17 protein-coding genes are annotated in these 14,224 nt (G+C 38.8%); 1 reads left to right on the top strand and 16 read right to left on the bottom strand.

Features of this window, described 5'->3' with window-relative positions; genetic code table 11:
• Nucleotides 1-132 precede the first annotated feature (132 nt).
• Genes Q0371_RS10930 through Q0371_RS10940 form a run of 3 tightly spaced genes read right to left on the bottom strand, consistent with a single transcriptional unit; the run spans nt 133 to nt 796 of the window.
• The gene (locus Q0371_RS10930) at nt 133-366 is read right to left on the bottom strand and encodes a hypothetical protein (protein WP_298471041.1); all 234 of its coding nucleotides are present in this window, start codon (nt 364-366) and stop codon (nt 133-135) included.
• 54 nt (nt 367-420) lie between these two features.
• On the bottom strand, nt 421-648 hold the full coding sequence (locus Q0371_RS10935) for a hypothetical protein (protein ID WP_298471042.1): 228 nt from the start codon (nt 646-648) through the stop codon (nt 421-423).
• Nucleotides 614-796, bottom strand: a complete 183-nt coding sequence (locus tag Q0371_RS10940; protein ID WP_298471043.1) for a hypothetical protein — start codon at nt 794-796, stop codon at nt 614-616. Before Q0371_RS10940 ends, Q0371_RS10935 begins: the two co-directional genes overlap by 35 nt.
• Nucleotides 797-1,458: 662 nt before the next feature.
• On the opposite strand from Q0371_RS10940, the gene Q0371_RS10945 reads away from it, so the two are divergent.
• Complete coding sequence (locus Q0371_RS10945) at nt 1,459-1,587, top strand: hypothetical protein (protein WP_277347061.1); 129 nt, start codon at nt 1,459-1,461, stop codon at nt 1,585-1,587.
• Between the two features lie 85 nt (nt 1,588-1,672).
• On the opposite strand, the gene Q0371_RS10950 is transcribed toward Q0371_RS10945, so the two are convergent.
• From Q0371_RS10950 to Q0371_RS11010, 13 genes are all read right to left on the bottom strand, one after another.
• Entirely contained in the window at nt 1,673-2,317 is a 645-nt protein-coding gene (locus Q0371_RS10950; protein ID WP_298471044.1) for an SDR family oxidoreductase, read from the bottom strand.
• A 67-nt stretch (nt 2,318-2,384) separates the two neighbouring features.
• On the bottom strand, nt 2,385-4,004 hold the full coding sequence (locus Q0371_RS10955) for a catalase (RefSeq protein ID WP_298471045.1): 1,620 nt from the start codon (nt 4,002-4,004) through the stop codon (nt 2,385-2,387).
• A gap of 150 nt (nt 4,005-4,154) precedes the next feature.
• On the bottom strand, nt 4,155-4,556 hold the full coding sequence (locus Q0371_RS10960; RefSeq protein WP_298471046.1) for a VOC family protein: 402 nt from the start codon (nt 4,554-4,556) through the stop codon (nt 4,155-4,157).
• A 307-nt stretch (nt 4,557-4,863) separates the two neighbouring features.
• Entirely contained in the window at nt 4,864-5,847 is a 984-nt protein-coding gene (gene hpaD / locus Q0371_RS10965; protein WP_298471047.1) for a 3,4-dihydroxyphenylacetate 2,3-dioxygenase, read from the bottom strand.
• Nucleotides 5,848-5,864: 17 nt separating this feature from the next.
• On the bottom strand, nt 5,865-7,376 hold the full coding sequence (hpaE, locus tag Q0371_RS10970) for a 5-carboxymethyl-2-hydroxymuconate semialdehyde dehydrogenase (protein WP_298471048.1): 1,512 nt from the start codon (nt 7,374-7,376) through the stop codon (nt 5,865-5,867).
• An 18-nt stretch (nt 7,377-7,394) separates the two neighbouring features.
• Entirely contained in the window at nt 7,395-8,321 is a 927-nt protein-coding gene (gene hpaI, locus Q0371_RS10975) for a 2,4-dihydroxyhept-2-ene-1,7-dioic acid aldolase (protein WP_298471049.1), read from the bottom strand.
• 40 nt (nt 8,322-8,361) lie between these two features.
• A complete protein-coding gene (locus tag Q0371_RS10980) occupies nt 8,362-8,823 on the bottom strand; it encodes a flavin reductase family protein (RefSeq protein WP_298471116.1) in 462 nt (153 codons plus the stop codon).
• 48 nt (nt 8,824-8,871) lie between these two features.
• Nucleotides 8,872-10,356 carry a 4-hydroxyphenylacetate 3-monooxygenase, oxygenase component gene (hpaB, locus tag Q0371_RS10985; RefSeq protein WP_298471050.1) on the bottom strand — a complete coding sequence of 495 codons (1,485 nt, stop codon included), beginning with the start codon at nt 10,354-10,356 and terminating at the stop codon, nt 8,872-8,874.
• A gap of 84 nt (nt 10,357-10,440) precedes the next feature.
• Nucleotides 10,441-10,821, bottom strand: a complete 381-nt coding sequence (locus Q0371_RS10990; protein WP_298471051.1) for a 5-carboxymethyl-2-hydroxymuconate Delta-isomerase — start codon at nt 10,819-10,821, stop codon at nt 10,441-10,443.
• An 18-nt stretch (nt 10,822-10,839) separates the two neighbouring features.
• Entirely contained in the window at nt 10,840-11,598 is a 759-nt protein-coding gene (locus Q0371_RS10995; protein ID WP_298471118.1) for a fumarylacetoacetate hydrolase family protein, read from the bottom strand.
• On the bottom strand, nt 11,595-12,377 hold the full coding sequence (locus tag Q0371_RS11000; protein ID WP_298471052.1) for a fumarylacetoacetate hydrolase family protein: 783 nt from the start codon (nt 12,375-12,377) through the stop codon (nt 11,595-11,597). The genes Q0371_RS10995 and Q0371_RS11000 overlap by 4 nt, the downstream gene beginning before the upstream one ends.
• Nucleotides 12,378-12,389: 12 nt before the next feature.
• Nucleotides 12,390-13,187 (bottom strand): ABC transporter ATP-binding protein, encoded by a 798-nt coding sequence (locus Q0371_RS11005; protein ID WP_298471053.1) that lies wholly within the window; start codon nt 13,185-13,187, stop codon nt 12,390-12,392.
• Entirely contained in the window at nt 13,165-14,214 is a 1,050-nt protein-coding gene (locus Q0371_RS11010) for an ABC transporter permease (protein ID WP_298471054.1), read from the bottom strand. Before Q0371_RS11010 ends, Q0371_RS11005 begins: the two co-directional genes overlap by 23 nt.
• Between the last annotated feature and the right edge of the window lie 10 nt (nt 14,215-14,224).

A 14,224-nucleotide genomic window follows, 5' to 3' on the forward strand; every position in this document is an offset into this window, starting at 1 on the left:
ACTCTTCCTCGCGTTACTTCTATTTTAAAAGAAAAAAGACTGTAGGCAAACTCCAAAATTTTTGGAGTTTGTCTACAGTCTGAGCTTATGATTTTAAAATCAATAAGCTGTTTATTATCAACTGAACTTAAATTATTTGTTATCCTTTTCATTTCCATGCTTAAAATTTCCTGTCGCTTTGGCCATTAGCAATTGTGCTTCCTTGAAGTCTGCAGAATGGATCTTGCTCAAAAATTTTTCGCTAGCTTTTCCTACGAGCGTGGTAACATGTCTTCCTTGAAAAGAGATAAATACTTTTTTATCTTTCGTAATTCTATACGTAAAGACTTCCTCGCTCAATCGATTCCGTTTATCAATTCTATCCAAAGATTCACCTCTTTGCTTTCGTATAAAACAGCTTCTTCTTAAGCAATTAATATTTCAAGTAAATGTATTCTGATCATGTACTAGTAACCATTTTTCATTATTTTTTTTAAATATTAATGTAAGGTAATAAATTTTGTCATATGGATTCCCATTCTGATCCACGTCCTTATACTCAATCTCCACAACAGCGTAGCCCATCTCGTCTGTACATTCTTCTTTAATAATTTGATAACTTAAACTCCAGTCGCTATCCAAACCAATCTTTATTAAATTCAGCGACATCTTTATACCCGCTAATCAAGCGACCGTTAGGCATTATTACACTTATATCTTCTTGTTCAGAAATAGTTTGTAGAAAAGGAATAATATCTTTATTTTGCATTAAATCTAAGTGCTTAATCAGCACAGTGTGGAAACTCTCTATATTCATGGTTTTTCTCCTTATTAGTTAATACGTCAGGTTTTGACCTTCACTTTCTCTTTGCCAGTAATGTTCCCTTATCAATAGTGGTCTTGTGTTTTGCCTTACTTGATAGAGAATGCTTATTCTTCTTTAAGAAAAACAGGTATGGGGAAACAATTAAGACCTACTAGACAACCCTTTTTCCCCTTCACCTTTAAAACAATCTTCATTCATAAAATCAACCCCCTAAAATACAAAATATTCACACTATTATAATTTAACATTATATCCCTTTTATTTCAATGCAGGTATTAATAATATATGATATATTAACTCCCCTTCTTTACAAGATGAGATGGTACTCGTCCGATGAACGTATACAGTATTTATACGACCTTATACAATAACCTTTCGAACTTCAATCAATTAATGGATATGTTAATAACGGTTTATTCTAAACTAGTAAGAGGACTGTAAATAAAACCGTTTAATTCCATTTTTAAAGTGCAGGCAATCACTAAAGTATGCATTTTTCCCCAAACGTCCGACAGCTTTATGATTCATTTAAGTGGTTAGTCAATGATTTCTTTTCTTCCCTTGTAAATATTCAAAAATAAATGTTTATGACCACTTAAAAGTAGGTATAATAGAATAGATACTTTTGACTAATGAAGAAGGAGGCTTTTATAATGAACCTCATTTATATAGAACTAGTTAGACTAGTGGATGATTACTATAGATGTGAAAATGACGCTTTTAAACAAGAAATTCTCTATGATATACAGTTATTAACTAAGGCTGTTTGCCTTACCGAGTAGTTTTAATTAATAACTTAAGAGAATAAGAAAAGTCCTATAAAAAAAGACTCCACAATATGGAGTCCGTTTAATATATATATTATTACTATATATTCTTAATAGCTTCTTTAATGGATCGTGTCCCATTCACGACATTAAAACTTTTTTGATAGGTGCCTGATTCTTCTAAAGATGCTACCAGTATCTCCGCTACATCCTCGCGAGTAATTGTACTCGGCTCTGCATCTACCCCAACTGTCACTTTTCCTAATGCTTTTTCATTTATTAAGCCGCCAGGTCGGACGATTGTATAGTTTAGTTTACTTTGCTCGAGCATTCGATCTGCATAGTGCTTAGCAACATAATAAGGTCTCATTTCAGCATTCCAGTTTTCTCGTTTGTCAGCGTCATAAGCACTTACCAGGATATAACGTTCTACACCTGCATCTTCAGCAGCCTCCATTGTTTTTACTGCTCCGTCTAAGTCAATCAGTAATGTCTTATCAGGACCTGTATGTCCTCCTGAGCCTGCTGCGAAAATGATTGCATCAGCTCCAGTAAATGCTTCGGTTAATAAGTCTACCTTACCCTCTAAATCAAGTAATACTGCTTCTATCCCTTTTTCTTTAAAATCATTAACCTGCTCCTGTTTTCGAACTACTGCTGTCACCGTATGATCACTATGATCTTGTAATTTTTCCACGACCTGTTTACCAATCTGACCATTCGCTCCTACTACTATTACTTTCATTTATATACACTCCTTTTGATAATTGAAATAAAGAACCCCTTCATTTAAGTGAAGGGGTTTGAAATTCTTAGTAAGGTTTAGATTCTCGACCAACATCTTCTGCTTTATCCGCAGCAGCATTAGCACCCGGAGAGCTCTCTTGTTTTTGTTGTTTTTTTAAGTCTTCCATTTCTTTCATCTTCATCTCGATACCTTCTTTTACACGACGACCATAATCTTCGTCTGCCTGTGTAAAGTGGTAGACCATAGCCTCTTGGATACGAGGATCACAAATCGAAAGTGCGGTAGACAGGTTGTTTATCAATTCATCGCGCTCCCAATCTTCAAAGCTACGATAAGTCTCGCCTGCTTGTCCATAGTTATTCTCTCGATCTATTGGTGCACTTGTAGCCTTAGCATTATATTGTGGCTCGTGCTTAATTCGTTCCGTTTTTTCTGCTTCCTGCAATCCACCTATCATGGATGGTTCATAATTGATATGTGGATTTCCACCAGCTTCCTCTGGTCTATGCACATCCATTTGACCACGATGCTGATTTGTTCTTACAGGAACCTTAGGCGCATTAACTGGAAGCTTCAAATAGTTTGCTCCTACGCGGTAACGTTGTGTATCAGAATAAGAAAAAGTACGACCTTGAAGCATTTTATCATCTGAAAAGTCTAATCCATCTACTAATACGCCTGTACCAAATGCAGCCTGCTCTATTTCAGCGTGGTAATCGACCGGATTACGGTTTAATACCATCTTACCTACTGGTAGGAACGGGAATTGTTCAGGTGGCCATAGCTTTGTATCGTCTAATGGGTCAAAATCTAACTCAGGATGCTCATCATCGCTCATAATTTGAACAAATAACTCCCACTCTGGATATTCTCCTCGCTCAATGGATTCATATAAGTCCTGTGTGGCATGAGCAACATTTTTTGCCTGAATGGCATCAGCTTCATCTTGAGTTAGGTTGCGAATACCTTGCTTTGGTTCCCAATGATATTTTACTAATACTGCTTCGCCTTTATCATTTACCCACTTATACGTATTTACACCAGATCCCTGCATATGGCGATATGTAGCCGGAATTCCCCATGGGGAGAATAGGAAAGTAATCATATGTGTCGCTTCAGGTGATTTAGAAACAAAGTCAAACATACGCTCTGGGTTAGGGATATTAGAAGCAGGGTCTGCCTTAAATGCATGAATCATATCTGGAAATTTCATCGCATCACGAATAAAAAATATTTTTAAGTTGTTTCCTACTAAGTCCCAGTTACCATCTTCCGTATACATTTTAACTGCAAAACCTCGTGGATCACGAGCAGTCTCTGGAGAATCCTTAGAACCTGCAACTGTTGAAAAGCGCACCATCAAAGGTGTTTGTTTTCCAGCACCTGAAAATACTTTTGCACGAGTATACTTTTCTACGGGCTCGTCCCCTACTTTTCCGTAAGTTTCAAAATAGCCAAAAGCACCAGCTCCACGAGCATGAACTACTCGCTCAGGAACTTCTTCTCGGTCAAAGTGTGAAATTTTTTCAATGAAATGATAGTTTTCAAGAGTAGCAGGACCGCGATTTCCTACAGTTCGAATATTTTGGTTATCCGTTACAGGATGACCTTGTCGAGTTGTAAGCGTCTCTTTTCCTTGGTTACTTTCGGTTGAACCATTTCTCATTTCTTTTTCTTCTGCCATTATGAAATCCTCCTTCGAAATAGTGCATTCCTTATTTGTAATTCCCTGATATATCACCTTAAAACCTATTTATCACTTGTTTATCGAAAAATAAACCAGTTAAACAAAATAAAAAAGAGACATAGGTAGTCTCTTAATTATCAGTTCCTATTATTTTTTAAAAGAAGGGCTTAATTCGCTCCATACATCAAATTTGTTTTCATCAAGATCCTGAAATACAAAATTTCTACCAGCATGTCCTCTATCTTCTATTTCCCCTACCCGCAATCCTTTTTCTTTGAATTCTTTGTGTAATAATAGAAGATTATCTATCCCATCTACTTCAAATGTTAAAACAAAATGCTCTCTCCCATGGAAATCTTTAAAGTTCAGACTTTCTTCTTTTTTACTTTTAATCAAAAAGACACTTTGATTGGCTAGGTCCAAAATCGCCTTTTCCTCGTCCTTATAATTCTCGACAGCGCCGAGTTGCTGCTGGTACCAATCGCTAGCGAGAGAAACATTTGAAACTGGGATATAAATAGTTCCAACTCTTATTAATTTCTCATTCAAAGCCTTTCTCCCTCCTTACTCAAATAAATGTGAGATTAACACTGCATCCCGTTTGCGTGACCAGAAAGTCTTTTGGAACCAACTCTTATGGTAAGCATCTCCAACGCAAATAGCCGGAGCTAAAGACCTTGAACTATTCGCAGCGATTGAAGCTTCCCACGGTAAGGGTCCGTTTGCAGTGAAATTCAACATTTCTAACTTTATCTTTATTTTAATAGAAAATAGACTATAGGCAAACACCAATATTCAGGGTGTCTGTCTACAGTCTAAAAATTCACATCTGCACTAATCTCAGATGAATCCATATTTATACTAAAATTTTCGGTTTTCGTTGCTCAAGCTTTGGCTCTTCGCTATTTATTTCTTCGCCGGTCTCAATATCAATAAATGTGCTAGTTTCATTGAACCATTTGTCTGGTGCCTGATGCCCCCAGAATGTTTGACGTAGAGGATCATTTAAATCCCAACGCTTAGGCTTCATATCTGGGTCGCAAGTCAAATAGTCTCCGGTATATAATTCTATACGATGACCATCTGGATCTCTTAAATATAGAAAGAATGCGTTAGATAATCCATGTCGACCTGGTCCGCGCTCGATACAATCCGCATAACCCATACTAGCCAACACATCACAGCAGTCGAGCACGCTCAGCCGGTCAGATAAAGTATACGCAAAATGATGGAGCTTAGGTCCTGGCCCACTCATGAACGCTTGATCATGAACTGTAGGCTTTCGGAATAACCAGGCAGCCCATAAGTCACCTTCTTCCGTTTCTGTGTATTCGGAACAAGAAAATCCTAAACTGTTTACATAAAAATCATAGGCTTTTTGCACATTTGGTACAGCACAATTGACGTGGTCTATTCGCTGAATTTTTGCTCCGCGATATAGATCGTATTTTTGAAGCATCCGATCCACGGTAGGCATTTCTGCAAAAAATTCTAGCGGAATACCCGAAATGTCGTGAACTCTAAGCGTTCTACCGATAGCATACTGATTTCCTTTAGGACTCCACTTCGTTTTAAGTCCTTTAGCAATAAATAATTTTTCAATGTGCTCTAAATCTTCTTCCTTCATCACCTTGTAACTTAGCACTTCCACAACTGATTTCTCGGCTTTTTTTAGTAATAGACTGTGATGACAATGTTCTTCTAGTCCCCTTAGATAGACATGCCTATCATCTCTCTCGGTTTCTATCATCCCCAATCCATCTACATAGAATTTACGAGATAGCTCTAAATCCTTAACATGTAGTACTGTGCGAGCGATACGTATAATGGAAAAATCCAATAGCCTTCTCCCCCTTTCTATTGTTTTCCAAATTGCTGGATATGATGATTCTCAATGGATACGTGAATAATTTTATGCTCCGTATAAAAATCAAAGCTGTAATGCCCACCTTCTCTGCCTATACCAGAATACTTCGTCCCTCCAAAAGGAGTTCTAAGATCTCGAACGTTTTGAGCATTTACCCATAGCATTCCTGCATCCACTTTATGCGCTACACGATGTCCACGTTTAATATCGTTCGTCCACACATAACCTGCCAACCCATAAACAGTGTCATTCGCAAGCTTAATGACTTCCTCTTCATCTTGGAACGACATAACAATTAGAACAGGGCCGAATATTTCTTCTTTAGCAACCCGCATTTGGTTATGAGCATTTAAAATTAATGTTGGTGGCACAAAATTTCCTTTGGAAAATTCAGCTGGAATATGTCCTGAGATTACCTCAGTACCTTCTTTATGTGCTATGTCTATATAGCCACGTACCTTGTTATAGTGACCCCGGTCAATTAGAGGGCCAACCTCCGTCAGGTCATTTAAAGGGTCTCCCACTTTGATATTTGCAACTCTCGTCTTTAATGCATCTATAAACCTGTCTTTAATGCTTTCTTGGACGAATAGCCGGGAATTAGCTGTACAGCGTTCCCCATTAAAGGAAAAGATACCCCATACACAGGCGTCTAGTGCTCGCTCGAAATCAGCATCCTCAAAAACAATTATTGGAGATTTACCGCCTAGCTCCATGGAACAGCTCTTCAAGGTGTCTGCACTATTTTTTATAATAGTAGAGCCAGTTGTAGTCTCCCCGGTAAAAGAAATGAGCTGTACATCTGGGTGCTTAACTAAAGCATCACCAGCTACTTCTCCCATACCGTGAACCACATTAAAGACTCCTTTTGGTAGATCTGCCTTATGAATCACCTCTGCTAATAGATTTGCAGATAGAGGAGAAAGCTCTGCTGGCTTTAGGACTACTGTATTTCCTGTAGCAAGGGCTGGAGCAATCTTCCATGTCTCAAGCATGAAAGGTGCATTCCATGGAGTTATTAAGCCGGCTACACCTACAGGGGTATGAATCGTATAATTGACAAATTCGTCGTCCACCTGATAGACATCACCTACTAGACGACTTTCAACCATCCTTGCATAAAAGCGAAAGTTTTCAGAGGCACGGTTTACCATTTTTCTTGTTTGGCTTATTGGCAAACCGGTGTCTAAAGCCTCTAAATATGCGATTCGTTCTACTTCCTCGTCAATAAGGTCTGCAATACGATAAATATAAGACAACCTTTTACTTAACTTCATCGTTTTCCATGGACCATTGTCAAAAGCATCACGAGCTGCTGCAACAGCTTTATCTATGTCTTCCTTTTGGCCTTCCGAGACTGTATTGATTTGCTCGTTCGTAAAAGGATTCATGTTGATGAAGGTGGCACCACTAGCTGCAGACGTAAATTCACCGTTTATATAGAGGGAAATGCTTTGTTGGGTTTCATGCTTGAGTGACATTAACTCATGAGAAGACACCATGTTCATCACCTTCTTTCATTAAAATTGTTGGGCAGTTTCTTTCGGCAGAATATCTAATTCTATTAAAGTCTGTCGCACTTCATCCTTTACCGCTTGTGATGGTGGACCTAATGGAAGTCGCAGTTTAGGGTTTATCTTCCCCATCATTCCAAGTGCTACCTTTGCCGGAGCAGGATTCGTATCTCTAAATAACGCATCATTCAAAGGCATTAGTTCGAAATGTAGATCCTGAGCCCTCTCCACATCTCCAGCTGTCCAAGCATTGTAAAGCTCCGCTACTTTAGCAGGTTCTACATTAGCCGTCGCGCTAATAAAGCCTGCACCGCCAATAGCCAGCATTGGGTAACATAGAAGCTCTATTCCTGAATAAAGAAGAAAATCTCTTCCACAATTAAGTAGGACACGATTGACATGCTCAAAATCCTTATTGGCCTCCTTTACACCAACAATGTTTGGACAAGCTTCAACTAGTCTCTTCATCGTACCGACTTCCATATTTACTGCAGATCTGCCTGGAATGTTATAGATAATAATTGGGATTTTTACAGAGTCTGCAACTACTTTGAAGTGTGTATATAAGGCTTCCTGATTTGGTTTATTATAGTAGGGAACAATTACCATAGCAGCATCAGCGCCTAGTTCCTCTGCATACTTAGTAAGCTCCATTGTTTCTTCGTGGTTGGTTGACCCTGTACCAGGTGCAAAAAATACTCGCCCAGCAATTGTTTCACTGGCTAGCTTCATTACTCTTTTACGTTCATTAATCGTTAACGAGCTTGGTTCCCCACTTGTACCTGTCACAGATATACCGTGACTCCCACTTTCTATTTGCCAATGGATAAGGTTCTTAAAGGATTCCTCATCTATTTCTCCATTTTCTGTAAATGGAGTAACTACAGGACAAATAGAACCTCTTAGCTTCTTCTTTTCTTCTTCATACGCCATTTTATCCTACTCCTTTCAACTCTTTATTTTCTTCCTCCAGCTATTTGTTTAACTCTTGGTATTTACCTCCAAAAAACAAGAGAGGCTCACTTGGTTCGTGCTTTACCCCTATTACTTTTCCGATGAAAATAGTATGATCGCCTGCGTCTATTTGGTTAAACAACTCACATGTGATAACTGCAAGCGAGTTCTTTAAAATAGGGTGCTCCTGATAGTAATCAAATGCTACCTCCAGGTTCGAATTCAACTGCCCAGCAAACTGCTTCGAAAGCTCCAGTTGGTTAGCAGCCAAAATATTGATGGCAAATCGTTTAGATGAGTTTATATAAGAATGCATTTTAGCTTGGTCTCCTATGCTTATAGCCACTAGCTTAGGCTCTAGAGAAACTGACATGAATGCATTCGCTGTCATGCCATAAACTTCGTTCTCTACTTTTGTAGTAATGACCGTAACTCCAGTTGCAAAGCTGCCCATTATCGTTCGGAATAACTGATTATCTATTTCATTTTTAAGCTGTTGCATGGATACACTCCTTTATGAAAATCTTTACTATGAAAGTATGCCTGCTTCCTTTTTCGCTCTATTTAAAAAGCTAGTCACCATATCCTTATACGGTTGCTTATTGAAGCTATCATAATAAGCATTGGACATACGAACCGGATCTCCAAAGAAATAATATTCATATAGAGCTTGCCGATTTCCAAATGCACTGATGGATATATCCCAGCCTAAACGGAACAGCTGCACACGTTCTTCCCCGTTTATATTTGCACCCTGAGTATAGCGATGTACTAAAGAACCTACATCATCATTGCTAAAGTCTGCTTCAGTTGGCAATGCCATTAATCCAGAGGCACCTAAAATTTTGATAATTTCATTCATACGCTGGTACATTTTAGGAAACCAGTTTCTTGCTGCATTTAATGGCTCAAAGTCTGGAGTCATATTGCCATATTGGTCTATCTTTGCATTATGCTCTGCTCGGTATAAATGAGAGCGCATCACCTCTAGAATCACCATGATTTCACTGGCCTTTTCCTTTACATGCATGAACTTATCGATACCAATGGCCTCCATCATGCTAATAACTACACCTAGGATAAATTCAGTTTTCACAACGTTTTTAGAGATTACTTGATGCGTCATATGGATAACGGCATTCGTTTCTGCATACGTACGATTACAAATATCAGTGCTTTCACAAACAAAGACTCTCTCCCAAGGCACTAACACATCCTCGAACGATATAATCGCATCACTTTCATCAAATCTGGCACCTAGTGGATGGTCCCATTTACTCTTTCCATAATCAAAAGATTCGCGAGAGAGAAATTTTAAGCCTGGCGTGTTGTTCGGAATAGCAAATGCAAAGGCAAATGGATCGTCCACTGTACCAGAAGTTCGATTTATAGTAGATGGAAAGACGACTAATTCATCCGTTATTCCCCCTAAGGTAGCTAGAAGGCGACAACCGTTTATGATAATTCCATCTGTCGTCTTTTTAGTAATACGGGCAGATAAGAAAGGGTCCTTTTGTTCCGATTGTGTCAGCATGGATCGGTTCACCTGCGGATGAATAAGTGTATGCGTAAGACTGATGTCGTTCTCTCTCGCATATTCATAATAATCTTCTGCATTTTTAGCAAATTGCTTACTTCCGCCGCCCTCCTGTGCAAAGAACTTACTTGCTGTTCCAAACGCCATAATGCTCGTGTTTAAATAGTCAGGTGAACGACCCATCATTCCACCCGAAAAAGCTGCCCATTCACTATGCATTTCTCTTCTTTTAAACAAATCTTCCTTTGTTTTCGGTGCGATAAAGGAAAGCCCCACCTTATCTCCGGTAGTTGGTGATTTGTATAACATTTTCTCTGGTTTTTCATGCTGGAGATCATATAAACCCGCTACACTTTCTACCACGTTTTTAAAAGCTGGATGGGTAGTCACATCCTCTACTTTTTCTCCGTGAATCCACACCTCTGTTTGACGATCCTTCACACCTTGGATGTATTCCTTCCCTGTTCGAGCACCCATAATTACTACCTCCTAAATCCGAATTTTCTGAATAAAATAAACGAAAATATATGAAATAATATATGATTTAAAGCATGACGATATTTAAAAACGAGAATGAATATTGTTCTGCTTGTATGTTCCTGAATCACTAAATTCAACCAATTCCATAGACAGTGCTAAATATCTTTTATTCATCGTTTCATCGAAGTGAGCTTTAATAACCTCGAATATAGCGTCACATACTTCTGCCTTGATTTCTTCAGACCTACCTGCAGCAATCTTTAATGTGGCATGTACAAATGCATCATCCTCTAACCCATCAGCCACTCGATAGTTTGTTAGCTCAATTGCTCTCGACCTTATTCCTCCAATTGGGAATGTATCATTTCTAGCTATAAGTATTTGATGAACATCTTTTAATAGCTGATCCACGTTAATGTCTTCCTTTAAGTTGTCTGTGTACTCTACAATAAAATGAGGCAAATCAATTCCCCTCCCGTATTAACTCTTCATGAATGTCTCATCACCTATAATAGTATTTGCTAGGCGACCAATTCCTTCAATTTCGGTCACAATATGATCGCCCACTTTAGTATCCACCGAGCCTTTAGGTGTCCCGGTTAAAATGACATCATTTTCACTTAAGGTCATAAAGCTACTAATATATTCAATAAGTGTTGGAATATCAAATATCATATCCTTCGTATTACCCTTTTGAACGAGCTTGTCATTAACATACGTATATAATGGAAGATTCATTGGATCTGAAATGTCCTCCTTATCCACTAACCATGGTCCAAGCGGAGTACAGCCATCCCTATTTTTCACACGAAGATTTGGTCGGTAATAGTTCTCAAGATAATCTCTAAATGCATAATCATTTGCTATACTATAGCCTTTCACATAGTCGTAAGCGTCTTCTTTTTTTACATATCTGCCTTTTTTACCGATTACAACAGCAAGCTCGCATTCGTAATGCATGTAAGTTATATCTGATGGTCGTCTGGTAAACCCGTTATGACCTACAAATGTATTAGGTCCCTTTAGAAAGATAAGAGGTTCAGAAGGGGCATCAAAAGCTAATTCTGCAGCATGATCGGCATAGTTAAGACCTAAAGCAAACGTTGTTCGCGGGTTAAGGGGTGTTAACCATGTAACCTCATCCTGGTTCACAATCCTACCATCCTCAAGCTGAAGACTAGCGTCATATTCACTTGCATTATAAATAGCACCACCATATGCAACTCTAGCTCTTTTTATAGGAAACACCCCTCTTCCTCATCCATCATATAGTTTTCTAATGATCCTATTTCGCTTATATCAATTCTGATCTGATCTCCTACGTGTACTTTAGGAGAAGCTGTAGGAATTCCGACCAGTAGGAGGTCCCCAACGTCTAACGTCATAAACTCCGTTATTTCTTCTAGCAATCTAGCAATTGGGCGCACTAGAGTAGACGTGTTTTTTTCTAACCGGAGTTCATTGTTTATATAGACCTTTATCGTAAAGGAATTTGGATCCATAATATTTTTGGCATCTATGATCCAAGGTCCAATGGCACAAAAACCATCCCTTGCCTTGTATGGCACCGCTGGTCGGAAAATACTATCGTGTGGAATACTGACATCATTTACAATTGTGTAACCAGCAATATAAGAAAATGCATCCTCTTCTTTTATAGCAATTGCCTTCTTACCAATAACTACTCCTAACGATGCTCCAACTTCTAGTGTAGAGACCCCCTTTGGCATAGGAATAGGAGCACCATGAAAATTGATTGTATTTGCCGGTTTTATATACAAGATAGGTGCGTTAGGAGGAGCAGCATAAGGTTTTTGATGAAGCTGCTCTTCTATGGCTGTGAGATCTTCTTTATAGTTAAGTATAGTTCCGTACACTGTCCCACAAACGGGAGAAGCAACAGGGTAATCCTTTAGCCCATTTCTTTGTCCATTTAAGTAAAACGAATTAGTGAGAGGATCCACCTCAACTGTTTTTAACGCGTTTAGATGACGAAGCTTTATGCTTGCTGAACTCATCTGTATACCTCCTTAGACCGATAACAATGCTTTATCGCTTGTTAACTTCTCTCCCCGGATTCGTTGGAATTCATCCATAAGCTTATTAATTGTTAAAGTTCTTTTCTCCTCGGCATCTATTTGTAAAATGATTTGACCTTTATCCATCATTATTAATCGATTGCCTAAATCTAAAGCCTGCTGCATATTATGCGTAATCATCAACGTCGTCAACTTATCCTTTTCCACCAGTTCCTTTGTTAAACTCGTAATGAGTTCTGCCCTGGAAGGATCGAGTGCTGCTGTATGCTCATCTAAAAGTAAAATGGCCGGCTTTGTAAAGGTTGCCATTAATAAGGAAAGTGCCTGCCTTTCTCCACCAGACAGCAACCCGACTTTTGCATTTAGTCGATTTTCTAAGTTGAGATGTAACGTTTCAAGAGAGGACCGAAAAAATTCACGCCTTTTCTTATCGACACCAATTTTGAGACTTCTTTTTTTATTTCTTGAATAGGCCATCGCAAGATTTTCCTCAATAGTCATCGTCGGAGCGGTACCAGCCATCGGGTCCTGAAAAACTCGACCAATCATTTGAGAGCGTTTATATTCAGGCATCTTAGTAACATCTTTTTTTTCAATCTCTATTGTTCCGAAATCTGGAGATAGAGCGCCCGATATCATATTAAGCATGGTTGATTTACCTGCTCCGTTACTGCCAATGACTGTCATAAAGTCACCCGAACGGAGCTCAAGGTTAATTTGGTCTAATGCTACCTTTTCATCTGGTGTTGCTTCATTAAAAAGCTTATTAATCTGATTGAGTTTTAACAATAGCTGGCCCCTCCTTCATCAGTAAGGATTGGTTTTCTCGAAGTCTTTCAGAATGTCGCTTTGCCTTTCTATTTTTTTCCCGTTTCTTTTCTAAAAACTGTGGTAGCACAAGTGCTCCTATAACAATTACCGCGGTGATAAGCTTCATATCACCTGTATCCAAAAAGTTTAAACGGAGAGCCAGTGCAAGCACGATACGATAAATTATCGCTCCAGCTATTACGGCTAATGTTGTACGGACAATCGTTTTTGTTCCAAAAATAGCTTCACCAATAATCACAGAAGCAAGACCAATTACAATCATCCCAATCCCAAGGCCAATATCCGCAAATTTAGCATACTGAGCGATTAAGGCCCCTGAGAAAGCAACTAGTGCATTTGAAAAACCAAGACCTATAATGATTAAAGTATCTGTATTGGCTGATAGACTGCGGATCATTTTCTTATTGTCACCAGTTGCTCTGATCGCTAAGCCTATCTCGGTCTTTAAAAACCAATCTACTATGATTTTAATAAGGATGACTACTAAAGCCATTAGAAAAAATGTTCCCCATGTAGATGGAACTCTTTCTACTCCAAGCATTTGCAAAAGGCTATTGAGTGCGGAATCTATGCCAAGCCCACTCCAAAATGATTGGAACTGAACAAAAAGAGTTTCAGCATTCAACAGGGGAATATTAGGACGACCTATAGAGTTTTCAGAGGTGAGTCCCATAATTCTTAAATTAATCGAGTACAGTGCAATCATCATTAATATCCCAGATAGAAGGGGATTTATCTTTCCCTTCGTATGTAGCAACCCAGTCATACAGCCTGCTACAAAGCCTGCTAATATAGCAATACTTGTTGCCAATACGGGATGATACCCAAGTATAATCATCGTAGCGGCAGTCCCTGCCCCTGTTACAAAGCTACCGTCAACCGTAAGATCAGGAAAATCTAGCACTCGGAATGAGATATACACTCCAAGTGCCATAATTGCATAAATGATTCCTTGTTCCATTGAGCCGAATACTGCTGAAAACATAAAGAATCAC

This window comes from uncultured Psychrobacillus sp., from assembly GCF_938022135.1.
Taxonomy (GTDB): Bacteria; Bacillota; Bacilli; order Bacillales_A; family Planococcaceae; genus Psychrobacillus.

Coding starts and splice junctions, on each gene's coding strand:
- Q0371_RS11000 (WP_298471052.1), bottom strand. CDS start 12,377: ATGAGTTCAGCAAGCATAAAGCTTCGTCATCTAAACGCGTTAAAAACA.
- Q0371_RS11010 (WP_298471054.1), bottom strand. CDS start 14,214: ATGTTTTCAGCAGTATTCGGCTCAATGGAACAAGGAATCATTTATGCA.
- Q0371_RS10945 (WP_277347061.1), top strand. CDS start 1,459: ATGAACCTCATTTATATAGAACTAGTTAGACTAGTGGATGATTACTAT.
- hpaI (WP_298471049.1), bottom strand. CDS start 8,321: ATGGCGTATGAAGAAGAAAAGAAGAAGCTAAGAGGTTCTATTTGTCCT.
- hpaE (WP_298471048.1), bottom strand. CDS start 7,376: ATGGTGTCTTCTCATGAGTTAATGTCACTCAAGCATGAAACCCAACAA.
- Q0371_RS10955 (WP_298471045.1), bottom strand. CDS start 4,004: ATGGCAGAAGAAAAAGAAATGAGAAATGGTTCAACCGAAAGTAACCAA.
- hpaB (WP_298471050.1), bottom strand. CDS start 10,356: ATGGGTGCTCGAACAGGGAAGGAATACATCCAAGGTGTGAAGGATCGT.
- Q0371_RS10950 (WP_298471044.1), bottom strand. CDS start 2,317: ATGAAAGTAATAGTAGTAGGAGCGAATGGTCAGATTGGTAAACAGGTC.
- Q0371_RS10940 (WP_298471043.1), bottom strand. CDS start 796: ATGAATATAGAGAGTTTCCACACTGTGCTGATTAAGCACTTAGATTTA.
- Q0371_RS10935 (WP_298471042.1), bottom strand. CDS start 648: ATGTCGCTGAATTTAATAAAGATTGGTTTGGATAGCGACTGGAGTTTA.